Source organism: uncultured Phascolarctobacterium sp., from assembly GCF_934190775.1.
Lineage (GTDB): Bacteria > Bacillota > Negativicutes > Acidaminococcales > Acidaminococcaceae > Phascolarctobacterium_A.
The window spans coordinates 87599-100815 of record NZ_CAKPTG010000005.1 but is presented as its reverse complement, the minus strand read 5'-3'; the positions used below and the strand labels follow the sequence as shown (position 1 = coordinate 100815).

10 protein-coding genes are annotated in these 13217 nt (G+C 50.1%); 9 read left to right on the top strand and 1 reads right to left on the bottom strand.

Going from position 1 to position 13217, the window contains the following annotated elements; genetic code table 11:
• Positions 1–2: 2 nt before the first annotated feature.
• A complete protein-coding gene (gene rsgA / locus Q0G26_RS04230) occupies positions 3–902 on the top strand; it encodes a ribosome small subunit-dependent GTPase A (RefSeq protein WP_293828884.1) in 900 nt (299 codons plus the stop codon).
• Positions 902–1543, top strand: coding sequence for a ribulose-phosphate 3-epimerase (gene rpe, locus Q0G26_RS04225; RefSeq protein WP_366517732.1), 642 nt, complete (start codon positions 902–904; stop codon positions 1541–1543). Before rsgA ends, rpe begins: the two co-directional genes overlap by 1 nt.
• Positions 1544–1680: 137 nt before the next feature.
• On the opposite strand, the gene Q0G26_RS04220 is transcribed toward rpe, so the two are convergent.
• Positions 1681–2307 (bottom strand): hypothetical protein, encoded by a 627-nt coding sequence (locus Q0G26_RS04220; protein WP_293828882.1) that lies wholly within the window; start codon positions 2305–2307, stop codon positions 1681–1683.
• 261 nt (positions 2308–2568) lie between these two features.
• On the opposite strand from Q0G26_RS04220, the gene gltX reads away from it, so the two are divergent.
• The 7 genes from gltX to glyS all read left to right on the top strand — a co-directional run bounded on the left by gltX (position 2569) and on the right by glyS (position 13196).
• Positions 2569–4038, top strand: coding sequence for a glutamate--tRNA ligase (gene gltX, locus Q0G26_RS04215; protein WP_293828881.1), 1470 nt, complete (start codon positions 2569–2571; stop codon positions 4036–4038).
• A gap of 139 nt (positions 4039–4177) precedes the next feature.
• On the top strand, positions 4178–5020 hold the full coding sequence (locus Q0G26_RS04210) for a protease inhibitor I42 family protein (RefSeq protein WP_293828880.1): 843 nt from the start codon (positions 4178–4180) through the stop codon (positions 5018–5020).
• Between the two features lie 16 nt (positions 5021–5036).
• Positions 5037–5456 carry a cell division protein ZapA gene (gene zapA, locus Q0G26_RS04205; protein WP_293828879.1) on the top strand — a complete coding sequence of 140 codons (420 nt, stop codon included), beginning with the start codon at positions 5037–5039 and terminating at the stop codon, positions 5454–5456.
• A 7-nt stretch (positions 5457–5463) separates the two neighbouring features.
• Positions 5464–7929 (top strand): U32 family peptidase, encoded by a 2466-nt coding sequence (locus tag Q0G26_RS04200; protein ID WP_293828878.1) that lies wholly within the window; start codon positions 5464–5466, stop codon positions 7927–7929.
• A gap of 280 nt (positions 7930–8209) precedes the next feature.
• Complete coding sequence (locus Q0G26_RS04195; protein WP_293828877.1) at positions 8210–9463, top strand: DEAD/DEAH box helicase; 1254 nt, start codon at positions 8210–8212, stop codon at positions 9461–9463.
• 680 nt (positions 9464–10143) lie between these two features.
• Complete coding sequence (glyQ, locus tag Q0G26_RS04190) at positions 10144–11025, top strand: glycine--tRNA ligase subunit alpha (RefSeq protein ID WP_293828876.1); 882 nt, start codon at positions 10144–10146, stop codon at positions 11023–11025.
• Entirely contained in the window at positions 11025–13196 is a 2172-nt protein-coding gene (gene glyS / locus Q0G26_RS04185; protein ID WP_293828875.1) for a glycine--tRNA ligase subunit beta, read from the top strand. The genes glyQ and glyS overlap by 1 nt, the downstream gene beginning before the upstream one ends.
• Positions 13197–13217: the final 21 nt, after the last annotated feature.

Genomic DNA, 13217 nt, shown 5'->3' with positions numbered 1-13217 from the left:
GCATGGCAGAGCTGCAGGGCAGAGTCCTGAAAAATTATAATGGCTATTATTACCTGAAGGTAGAAGATGAAAGCGAGCCCTATACCTGTAAGGTAAAGGGAAAAATGAAGAAAAACCGTTTTTCGTTGGCGACTGGTGATATCGCCGGCTTTGAGGTAAGCAGCAGCGAAAAGCGCGAGGGGATGATTACCGGCGTGCTGCCGCGCAGAAATTTTCTGCCGCGGCCTACGCTGGCTAATCTGGATTTGTTTGTGGCAGCCTTTGCCTGCGCTGCGCCGGATTTCAGCTTTCTGCTGGCAGATAAGCTGCTGGCGCTGACAGAGCTGGCAAAAATCCCGGCAATCTTAGTGCTCAACAAGGAGGATAATGCTCCTGCGGGCCTGATTGAGCAGGTGAGGGCAGTTTATGAGCCTATCGGCTACGAGGTCTATACCTTATCGGCACAGAACGGCACTGGCGTGGAGGCTTTGCGAGAGCGACTGCGTGGTAAAATCTGCGCCTTTGGCGGACCTTCGGGCGTAGGCAAATCGTCGACAATCAACGCTATCGACAGCAGTGTAGACCTGCGCACGGGCGAGGTAAGCGAAAAAATCGGCCGCGGTAAGCATACTACACGCTATGCCCAGCTGCTGCCGTTTGATGAAGGCTATATTGCGGATACGCCGGGCTTCGGCAACCTGCTGCTGGAGGGCTTGAACGCCGAGATGGTGCTGGCCTCCTTCCGCGAGTTTGCCGATTATGAGGCAGGCTGCAGGTTCTGTCCCTGCACGCATACGCACGAGCCTGTCTGTGGCGTAAAGGATGCTGTGGCGGCAGGAAAAATTTCTGCCAGCCGTTATGAATCATATTTGACAATGTTAGCAGAGGTAAAACTACTGCAAGAGAAAGAGGGAAGAAAATGATGATTAAAGTTGCTCCATCAATTTTGTCTGCTGATTTTGCTTATCTGGCGGATGAAATCAAAAAAATTGAAGCTGCCGGTGCTGACTGGGTGCACATCGATGTAATGGACGGCCAGTTTGTGCCTAACCTGACCTTTGGCGCTCCTGTAGTGAAAAAAATCCGTAAGGTAACCAAGCTGTTCTTTGACTGCCATCTGATGGTAGAAAATCCGGAAAAATACATTGCCGATTTCAAGTCTGCCGGTGCTGACCAAATTGTTGTGCATGTAGAAACCACCAAGCATCTGCACCGCTGCATCCAGCAGATTAAGGCTGAGGGCATGAAGGCCGGCGTTGCACTGAATCCCGCTACCAGCCTGAGTACGGTAGAAGAAATTCTGCCTTACGTTGACATGGTACTGCTGATGACCGTAAACCCCGGCTTTGGCGGCCAAAGCTTTATTGAAGGCGTAGTGCCGAAGATTGAGCGCCTGCATGCGATGATTACCGAGCGTGGCCTGAACGTGGATATTCAGGTTGACGGTGGCGTAAATGCCGAAACCTCTAAGCTGGTGAAGGCTGCCGGTGCCAACGTATTGGTAGCAGGCTCTTATGTTTACGGCGCTGAGGATACCGCTGCTGCTATTGCAAGTTTGAAATAGTATTCAGTGATTAGTGCCTAGTCATTAGTGAATAGTGATTAGTGAACAGTAAATAGTGTTCGGAGAATAAGAAAACCGTCTTTTCCCGTTGCCTGCGGATGCAGGCAGGGAAGGACGGTTTTGTTTTGCTTTGGACGTTATTTTTTTGGGGTATCGTTGGCTTTTTGCCAGATATACCACACTGCGAGCGAGCGCCAAGGGCGCCATGTTTCGGTGAGCGTGTTGATTTTGCCGCGCTTGGGGATTTCGCTAAGATTAAGCATTTTCTGCAGTTCTTTTTTGAAGATAAAGTCGGCACTGGGAACAACGTCTGTGCGGCACAGGGCCAGCAGCAGAAACATTTCTATGGTCCATTGGCCGAGGCCGCGAATCTGCATCAGCTGCTTGGTAATCTGACTGTCAGTCATATCGTCAAACTTGTCAAAATTAACGCTGCCGTTAATAACAGCTTCAGCAAAGCTGCGCAGATAATCTACCTTTTGCTGTACGAGACCGATATTGAGCAGTGCTTCAATCGGGGTTGCCAGCACTGCCTGCGGTGTAATAGGATTGCCTGTAAGGGCTTCCAGCTTTTTCATCAGCTCCTGGCTGACATTTGGCGGTAGCTGTTGTGAAATTATACCGGTCAGTAATATAGTGAAATAAACCTCTTTAGATTTAGGCTTTAACGGACATGGCGAATAACGTGTAACTAACGGGGCGAGCTCTGGAACGTTTTCACGCAGATAGCGGTCACCAATAGACCAATCTGGGGCTTGGCACATAAGCATCCTCCTTTATGTTTACTTTATTACAATATTATAATACGAAATTGACGGTTAGACAAACGAAAAAAATGCGAAATAATAGCAATAAAAGACGTTTTCTATGAACGAAGACGTTCGGAAATGTTTTTTCTTTGAATCATGAAGAAAAATAAAAGCAGACGGCAATGCAGATTAATATTTGCACTTTTTTCTGTAAAGCTGTATAATTAATCTGGTTGACAATCTATATTTGTAATTAAAATGTAAGGAGACGATGAAATGTCTGAAGTCAGAGTAAGATTTGCTCCCAGTCCTACTGGGTATTTACATATTGGTGGTGCGCGTACTGCGCTGTTCAACTGGCTGTTTGCCCGCAAAATGGGCGGCAAGCTGATTCTGCGTATCGAAGATACCGATATTGAACGTTTGAAAGAGGATTCTGTAAGCCAGATTCTTACCAGCCTGAAATGGTTGGGCATCAATTGGGACGAAGGCCCGGAAGCAGGCGGTGAATACGGTCCGTACTATCAGTCCGAGCGCTTTGATATCTACAGAAAATATGCTCAGCAGCTGCTGGATGAAGGCAAAGCATACTACTGCTTCTGCACTACTGAGGATTTGGCTGCACAACGTGAAAAACAACGCGCTGCTAAGCAACCGTTCCGCTATGCCCGCACCTGCCGCGATATTCCGGCAGAAGAGGCTAAAGCACGTATCGCTGCAGGCGAACCGTATTCTATCCGTATCAAGATTCCTGCTGAAGGCAGCATTACCGTACATGACCTGATTCATGGCGAGGTTACCTTTAACATGGATCAGTTCGACGATTTTGTTATTGTAAAATCCAACGGTATTCCTACCTATAACTTCGCTGTTTGTGTCGATGACCATCTGATGGGCATGACTCACGTACTGCGTGCGGAAGAGCATCTTTCCAACACTCCGAAGCAGCTGCTGGTTTATGAAGCACTGGGCTGGGAGCCGCCTAAGTTTGGTCATATGCCGATGATTCTGGCTATGGACCGTTCCAAGCTGAGCAAACGCCACGGCGCAACCTCTGTTGAAGAATTCCGCAGCCAAGGCTATCTGCCGGAAGCAATCATCAACTACCTGACTCTGCTTGGCTGGGGCCCTGGCGACGAGCGCGAAATCTTCACTCTGGAAGAAACAGTTAAGCTGTTTGAGCTGGAGCAGATGAGCAAAAAGGCTGCTATTTACGACACCAAAAAACTCACCTGGATGAACGGTCAATATCTGTCCGAGCTGCCGCTGGCAAAAATTCTGCCGGATGCCAAACCCTTCTTCGTTAAAGATGGCCTGGTAACCGAAGAATGGTTCAACGATGCTGCCAATGAAGCATATTTTGAAAAGCTCGTAGATGTTGTACGTGTACGCGTTAAAACTCTGCAGGAGGTTGCCGATGCTTCCACCTACTTCTTCAAGGATGTTGAAGAGTATGATGAAAAGGGCGTAGCTAAGCACTTCAAGGCAGAAAATATTCCTGTACTGGAACAGTGCATTGCAGCAATTAAGGCTGACGATGTTTATGACCTGGCTTCTACCGAAGCAGCTTATAACAAGATTGCTGCTGATAATGGCCTGGCTCTGGGCAAGGTTATCCATCCGACTCGTCTGGCTCTGACCGGACGCACTGTAAGCCCCGGCATGTTTGATGTTATGGTGCTGTTGGGCAAGGAAAGAACTCTGGCACGTCTGGAAAAGGCTGTTGAATACATTAAAAGTTTATGATTGTAAAATAGCGATTGGCGGCTAGTTTTAGCGCGATTGCTTTAATTAAGCAGGAGGGCATTCTTCCTGCTTAATTTTTACAGGGCATATTGCAGCTTAATATGTCCCGGGAAATGTTTTTGGAAAGGAGCTGCAGGCTATGAAAATCCTGTTGACAACATTATTATGCTTATGCTTATCGCTGCCGGTACTGGCAGACCAGCAGACCACGGTGCTGACAGAACAGACCTCTGTCGGAAAAGCTACGGCAACGCTGCCTTATATTGATGGCAGTAATTCTGTAGAGCTGGAAACACAGGCTAACGCTTTGGTGCGTGACGCTGCAGCTAAGCTGGTAAAAGAGGTTGGCGGTCAGGGAAGCGTGACCTATAAGGTGATGCTGAACCGTCCGAGCCTGGTGAGCCTTTTGCTGGAAGCAGATAATGGCGGACGCAAGGCGTACACCGGTTTAAATCTTGATTTGACTACTGGCAGAGAGTTCGAGGTTACGGACTTCTTTGTCGATAACGATAATGTAAAGACCGCTTTGGGTGATTATGACAATGTGCTCTTTGGTGAAGAGGGCTTGTTTGTGCGCAGCAAGAAAAATGCAGCGTACAGCAGCTTCGTGCCTTATAAAGAGGTAGTTACCTCGTTGCGCATCGGTGAAGCAGGTCGCTTACTGCAGCTGGCGAAGATTACCGATAAGGCGGCAGGCAAAACATTACGTCTGCCTGCAAGCGGACTGATAGCGCTTAAGCTGGACAGCAATCCTTCCACCGGCTATGGCTGGGAATATAGCTGCAGCTCACCGGCAGTAAGCAGGGTAGGCAGTTCGTTTACCATTCCGCGCAGTGAAGAGGAAAGAGTTGGCGCACCCGGCATTGAAATTCTGGTGCTGGCAGTTACTAAGCCAGGCACCTATAATATCCGCATGGATTACAAGCGCTCCTGGGAAAAGCTGAGCCTGCAAAGCTTTAATTTTACCGTTATCGCGGAATAAGCTAGAGGATGTGTTTATGGAAAAAGCATCAGTTTCTGTAAAAATATATAACAGTACCTATGCATTAACGACCTCTGCCTCCGAAGAGCAGGTACTGAAAATAGCAGCAGAGGTAGACAGAAGAATGCAGGAGCTGGCAGAAAACAAAAAGCTGCTGCAGACGGATAAGCTGGCTATCTGGACGGCACTTGACCTGGCAGCTGAAAGATTGGAGCTGCAGGAAAAATGCGTTGCTTTGAAGCAGGAGATGCAGGAAAAGTGTACTGCTATGGAGCAGGAAATGCAGCAAAAATGTATAGCAGCAGAGCAGCAATTGCAGGAGCAATATACTGCAATGGAACAGCAGATGCAGCAAAGAAATGCTGCCCTGGTACAGGAGCTGCAAGAGCTGCAGGCCAGATATGAAAGACTGCAGGCAGCAGTGCGTGAAAGGTAGATAACATATGGAAAAGAAAACAATAGAACTGCTTGCTCCCGCAGGCAGCTGGGAAGCCTTGGAGGCAGCGGTAAACGCCGGCGCCGATGCTGTATATATGGGCGGTAAAGCCTTTGGAGCACGTGCCTATGCCAGCAATTTTGATGAAGAGGAAATGGCGAAGGCGGTGTACTTTGCTCACATGCACCATGTACGCCTTTATATTACGGTCAATACTCTTGTAGATGACAGTGAGCTGGAAGCTTTGTCCGATTATCTGTTGTTCTTGAACAACGTGGGTGTAGACGGACTGATTGTGCAGGATTTGGGCGTTATCCGCCTGGCGCAGAAAATTGTGCCGGAGCTGCCGCTGCACGCCAGCACGCAGATGAGTATTACAAATAGCAGTGGTGTAGACTTCGCTATGAGCGCAGGCATGGAGCGCAGCGTATTGGCGCGCGAGCTGAGCCTGAAAGAAATCGGCGCAGCCTGCAGCCGCGGCAGTGAAATTGAAACCTTTATTCATGGTGCATTGTGCGTCTGCTATAGCGGACAATGCCTGATGAGCAGTCTTATCGGTGGCCGCAGCGGTAACCGCGGACGCTGTGCTCAGCCTTGCCGTCTGCCGTATAAGCTGCTCAACGCGAAGGATGAGGATATGCTGCAGGGCAAGGATGCAGGCCAGTATCTGCTGAGCCCTAAGGATATGAATACACTGAGCATCCTGCCGCAGCTGATTGACGCAGGCGTTGTGTCCTACAAAATCGAAGGACGCATGAAGCGCCCGGAATATGTTGCGGTAGTAGTAGATGCTTATCGCCGCGCGATTGACAGCTATCTTGCCGGTGACTACAATGTGCCGGAGGAGGATTTAGCGAATATCGAGCAAATCTTCAACCGCGATTTTACCACTGCCTATCTGGAGCGTCGTCCCGGACGCACGATGATGAGTGACCGCCGTCCCAACAACCGCGGTGTGCTTATCGGCCGTGTTGCAAAGCTGGATAAAAACCGCAATAAGGCAGTTATTAAGCTGGATAAGGAGCTGCATCTTGGCGATGGCCTGGAGTTCTGGGTAAGTGTCGGCGGACGTGTTGGCACCACCGTTACGGATATGCTGTGTGGCGGCAATAGTGTGCAGAGCGCTGCCCCCGGCCAGCAGGTAACGATTGATGTGCCTAACGGTGTACGCTTGAATGACCGCGTTTTCCGTACACTCGACAGCAGACTGATGAGCTATGCGCAGCAGTTCTTCGGACCGGACGCCAAAAAGCGTATTCCGGTAGATGCCGTAGTTACTGCGCGTCTGGGCGAGCCGATGACGGTTACGCTGACGGACGATGAAGGCAACGTCGGTTATGGCGAAACAGATTTTATCGTAGAGGCAGCACGCAAGCGTGCGCTGGACGAGGCGGGCGTGCGTAAGCAGCTGGACCGCCTCGGTACGACCGAATATTTCCTGAACAGCCTGATCTTTGAGCATGATGAAAATGTTATGGTGCCGATGAGCGAAATGAACGAAGCACGCCGCATGGCGTGCGAGGCGCTGGATGCTGCGCGCCTGAGTGCTTTCGCACCGGCGCGCACTGCGGTGCACAGCTTCAGCGAGCAGCTGGTGCCGCAGGCACATAAGGCCAAGCAGCATGAGTCCGTTCTGGTAGTGCATTGCGACAGCGTTGACAAGGTCAACGCTGCGTTGCAGGCAGGTGCGGAGCGCATTCTCTTCGGCGGTGACTGCTTCAACCATCAGCTGCCGTCTGAGGCGGATTATGCCAAGGCTACGAAGCTGGTGCGCAAGGCAGGCCGTCAGCTGGCCTTTGCAACACCGCGTATCATCAAGGAAGCACAGCTGGCATATTTCGATAAGCTCTTCAAATTGTGGGAAGAGCTGCAGCCGGATTTTGTTTATATCAACAACAACGGCTTGTGGCCCTTGGCGAAGAAGTACGTCGGCCTCAACCTGGTGGCAGACATGTCTTTGAACATCTTCAACAGCCAGACGCTGCAGTTCTGGCAGGAGCAGGGTGCTGTAGGTGCAGTGCTTAGTCCGGAGCTGACTATGGCGCAGGTTGAGCATCTTGTGAGCGTCAGCCCGCTGCCGTTGGAGTGCATGATTCAGGGACGTTTGGAGATGATGGTTTCCGAATACTGCGTAGGCGGCAGCTTCCTGGGTGCGCTGGATAAGGGGGCCTGCAAGTTTAACTGTGCAGAGCCGTTGTTCCTGGGTGACCGCAAGGATGCACGCTTCCCGATTGTGACGGACCAGTTCTGCCGTATGCATATTCTGAACGCGCATGAGCTTTCGATGACTGCCAATGTACAGCATATGGCGGAAGCAGGCGTAGCGGCGCTTCGCATTGACGGACGTGATTACGATGCAGCACGCTTGGGCGAGCTTGTGGCGCTGTACCGCAAGATTATCGGCGGTGCGGTGGAAGCACCGGAAAATCTGCCCGGTACTACAAGAGGCCACTATTTTAGAGGCGTAATGTAAAAGTAAATATAAGCCGAATAGGCTGAATAAGCCAAGGCCCCTGCCGGCAATTGCCGACAGGGGCTTTTTGGCGCTGTTGCGCCTTGGCTTTGTAAGCTGTGTTATTACAGCCTTAGCCATCACAAGCAGGGATATTTTTCAGGCTGATGCAATTATTTTGGCTGGAAAAACTTTACAGCATCTTTCCGTTCCTGCCTGATTTATGATATAATACTAAAGTTATAAAGAAAAAAGGCCATAAGGTCTGAAGATAAATTTATAAGGAAAAGAGGAATGTGAAATGACAAATGGATTTGCAGCCTTAAAGGTTTGTGCGCACACTGTAGAGCAGCTCCAGAAAATGGGCATCAAAAAGCCGATGCCGGTACAGGAGCAGGCTATCCCGGCGCTGTTTGCCGGACGTGACGTAATCGCCCGTGCGCAGACTGGCACAGGCAAGACACTGGCGTTTTTGGTACCGCTGGCAGAAAAAATCGACATTGCCAAAAGCTACGTGCAGGCACTGGTAATTACGCCGACACGCGAGCTGGCACAGCAGATTGCCACCGAAATGAAAAAAATCCTGGGCGAAAGCGATATCAAGGTGCTGGCTGTTACCGGCGGACGTGATTTTGAAACGCAGAAATATAAGCTGGAGGGACGCAGCCATGTGCTGATTGGTACTCCCGGCCGTCTGCTGGACCATATCCGCAAGGGTAATACCGATCTTGGCGGTGTGCGTTATCTGGTATTGGACGAGGTAGACGAAATGCTGCTGCAGGGCTTTATGGATGAAGCGCTGGAGCTGATTGCTATGACCGCGCCGGAGCATCAGACGATGCTTTGCTCCGCAACGCTGTCGGAAGAGGTGCGCAAGCTGGGACGCAAGCTGACGAAAAACTGCGCGCTGATTGATATTAACCCGGACCAGGCTACCGTGGAGAAAATCAAGCAGATTTGCCTGAAAACAACCGACGAATACAAGAATAAGGCTGTCGCAGCACTTATTGACCGCCTGAACCCGTATCTGATGATTGTTTTCTGCATGAGCAAGGAGCGCACCAAGGAGCTGGGCGACTGGCTGGGCATGCAGGGCTATAACGTTGATGTGCTGCATGGCGAAATGTCTCCCGCAAAGCGCAAAACTGTTATGAAGGCCTTCCGTGATGCTAAAATCCAGATTCTTGTTGCCAGCGACCTGGCTGCCCGCGGATTGGACGTTGAAGGTGTAACCCATGTTGTGAACTATGATATTCCGCATGATGTTGACTGGTATGTTCACCGCATCGGCCGTACCGGACGCGCAGGCAATGAGGGCGAAGCAATTACGCTTTATACTGCCGACGAGGTTAAATGGCTGCGTAATATTGAAAATAAACTGGGCATTCTGATGGAACGCCAAAACCTGGAAGGTGAGGTTGTAGCACGTCGTGTCGCTGTGGCTGCCAAAAAGAAGAAGCCTGCTGCACCTAAGCGCGGACGCAATGCTGTTGCTGATAAGCGCAAGGCTCCCAAAACAGGCAGCAACCGCCGTCAAGGTGTGAAAAAAAAGTAAGTTCGTTCTGTATTACTTGCAAAAGCTAGTCTTTTGTGATATATTGAACATAGAAAGACAACCGCCCACAGAGGTGGGTTGCCTTAAGTAAGTGGTTTAGAAAAATCCGCTCCGCTACTGGGCAAAGTTTTGGGGCGGTTTTTCTATGCACGCATTATTTACAAAACAGAAAAATAAAGGTCAGCAATGCCAAAATGAACATTCCAAAAGCCATTAGGTCCTGAAAAGTGAAATGCTTCATAGACATCACATCCATTCTATTTAAGAATGGGGCAACGCCACCCTGCAACACGGTTGTCTTCTGTTTGTGAGTATAGCACATAAACAAACTTTTAGCAGCATCTCTTTTTGTTTTCTGTATTTCTTGCCGGTTGCTCTTGACAAATAGCGCAGCATTTTATATACTAACAGTTAAGCTAAGAAGAAGAGTAGTAGTCTGCAAACTCAGCGAGCCGTGACAGTGCAAGGCGGCAAAGGCAGATGAAGGCACTTTGGAGCTGCAAAAGAAAATTGATTGAGGCGGGCTGCAGATAATTGCAGTCAAGCAGGGTGGAACCGCGGAGTTTGAGCTGTATGCACTCCGTCCCTGTAACATTTATGTTACGGGGACGCGGGTGCTTTTTGTTTTTGGACAAAGCTGCTGCCATTGCCGTCTTTGTAACAAATATAGGAGGTAAAACATGGATTTTCAGACAATTATTTTGAAGCTGCAAAAATTCTGGGCAGGCCAAAACTGCATTATGGCACAGCCCTATGACATCGAAAAAGGCGCAGGCACAATGAACCCGTCTACCTTTTTACGCGTACTCGGACCTGAACCCTGGCGTGTGGCTTACGTAGAGCCTTCCCGCCGCCCGGCAGACGGCCGTTACGGTGATAACCCGAACCGTCTGTTCCAGCATCATCAGTTCCAGGTTATCGTAAAGCCCTCTCCGGAAAACATTCAGGAGCTGTATCTGCAGAGCCTGGCTGAGCTCGGCATTCATCAGGAGGAGCATGATATCCGCTTTGTAGAGGATAACTGGGAATCTCCGACTCTGGGCGCTTGGGGCCTGGGCTGGGAGGTTTGGCTGGATGGTATGGAAATCACCCAGTTTACCTACTTCCAACAGGTAGGCAGCATTGACGTTAAGCCTGTAACTGTTGAAATCACGTACGGCCTGGAGCGTCTGGCTATGTATATCCAGGGCGTAGAAAACGTATTCGATATCCAATGGGTTGGCGATGTTACCTACGGTGACGTTTTCCACACCAACGAGGTAGAGCAATCCTTCTACAACTTCCAGGTAGCAGACACTGCGCTGCTGTTTGACCTGTTCGACAAATATGAAGCAGAAGCTAAGCGCGTTATCGAGCTTGGTTATATCCGTCCTGCTTATGATTACGTTCTGAAATGCTCCCATGCATTCAACCTGCTGGATTCCCGCGGAGCAATCAGCGTAAGTGAACGTACTGCCTACATCGGCCGTGTACGTGCGATGGCCCGCCTGTGTGCAAAGGCTTATGTAGCACAACGTGAAGAAATGGGCTTCCCGCTGCTTAAGAAAGGGGAGAATAAATAATGGAAAAATTACTTTTTGAAATTGGTACAGAAGAGATTCCTGCGAAATTTATGCCTGCCATTCTGGCACAATTAAAGGATTTGGCAGAAAAGAAAATGACTGAGCTGCGCATTCCCTTCGAAGCAGTTAAAACCTATGGCACTCCCCGTCGTATGACCTTCATTGCCAGCGGCGTTGCCGAGGCTCAGGAGGACAGCACTGTTGAGGCTAAAGGTCCTTCCGCAAAAATCGCTTTCGTAAGCGGCGCTCCTTCCAAAGCAGCTATCGGCTTTGCTCGCGGCCAGGGCGTTGACGTAAAAGAGCTCGTTGTTCGTGATGATTATGTATATGCTGTTAAGCATCTGGCAGGCCAACCGGTTAAGGATTTGCTGCCTGGCTTATTAATGGATATCCTGACCAGCTTGAACTTCCCGAAAAACATGCGTTGGGCAGACCATGAATTCAAATTTGTCCGTCCTATCCGCTGGCTGGTTGCACTTTTCGGCGATGAAGTTATCCCTGTTGAAATCACCGGCGTGAAATCCGGTAAATTCAGCCGCGGTCATCGCTTCCTGCGTCCTTCCGCTCTGGATAACGCCAAAGCTCATGAGTCCATCGGCGATGCTGCCAAGGCTCTGTTCGACACCGTAAAGAGCAAGGCTAAGAACGCCGTAGCTTCCGCTGCTATCGGCACTATCGGCGCTGTAGAAATCCCTGATGCTGATTCCTATGAAAAGGTTATGTATGACAACTATGTTATGGTTGACCAGGACGCTCGCCGTGAGCTGATCCGTCAACAGGTTACCGACCTGGCAATTGCTGAAGGCGGTCATGCTGAAATCAACGAAGACCTGCTGGAGGAAGTAAACTATCTGGTAGAATGGCCGACTGCTCTGTGCGGCAAATTCGAAGAGAAATTTCTCACCCTGCCGAAGGAATGCATCATCACCCCGATGCGTGAGCATCAACGTTACTTCCCGGTACTGGCAGAGGATGGCTCCCTGTTGAACAAGTTCATCACCGTCCGCAATGGTGGCAAGGAGCATCTGGAAATTGTTGCTCATGGTAACGAGCGCGTACTGCGTGCACGTCTGAGCGACGCTGAATTCTTCTTCAATGAAGATAGAAAACAATCTTTGGCTGACCGTCTGGAAAAACTCAAAACCGTTTCCTTCCAGGAAGGCCTGGGCAATATGAATGATAAGAGCAACCGTCTGGTACAGGCTGTTGATATGCTGGCTATGGCTATCAATGCCAAGGTTGACAAAGAAAAGCTGGAGCGCACTGCACTGCTGTGCAAATGCGACCTGGTAACCGGCATGGTTATCGAATTCACCGAGCTGCAAGGCGTTATGGGCCGCGAATATGCTAAGCTCGATGGTGAAGCACCTGAGGTTGCACTGGGTATTTACGAGCATTATCTGCCGCGCTTTGCCGGTGACGAGCTGCCGAAGACTGATATCGGCCGTCTGACCGGTATTGCTGATAAGCTGGACAACATCTGCGCTACCTTCAGCCGCGGTCTGGCTCCGACCGGCTCTCAGGATCCGTATGCACTGCGCCGTCAGGCTCTGGGCATCATCAACATTCTGATTGACGGCAACTATCATCTGTCCCTGTACAAGATTATTGCCGGCGCTCTGTACCTGCTGAATATCCCTGCTGAGGACACCAAAAAGCTCGTACCGCAGATTGCTGAGTTCATGAAACAGCGCCTGCGCAACATGCTGATGGATCAGGGCATCCGTTATGACGTAGTTGACGCAGTTCTGGCTGACCAGATGAACGATGACTTCACTGACCTTGTTGCCCGTGCTAAGGCTCTGAACAGCTTCGTTGCTTCCGCAGAGGCTCCGGCACTGATTCAGGCTGCAACCCGTGTTGCTAACCTGTGCAAGAAGATTGAAGAGGAATCCGCTATCAACCCGCAGCTCTTTGCAGTTGAAGCTGAAGGCGCTCTGCACAATGCTGCTATGGCAGCCAGCAAGGAAGTGCTGGTTGCAGCAACCAAGTATGACTATGCTGCAGTTCTGGCTGAAGCAGTTAAGCTGGTTGACCCAATCAACAAATTCTTCGAAGACGTTATGGTTATGGACGAGGACGTTCGCGTGAAGAACAACCGTCTGGCACTGTTGGCAGCAGTTAAGGATATTACCCATGCTGTTGGTGACCTGAGCGTTATCGTACAATAATAAAAGCTAAGGAGATTAGTC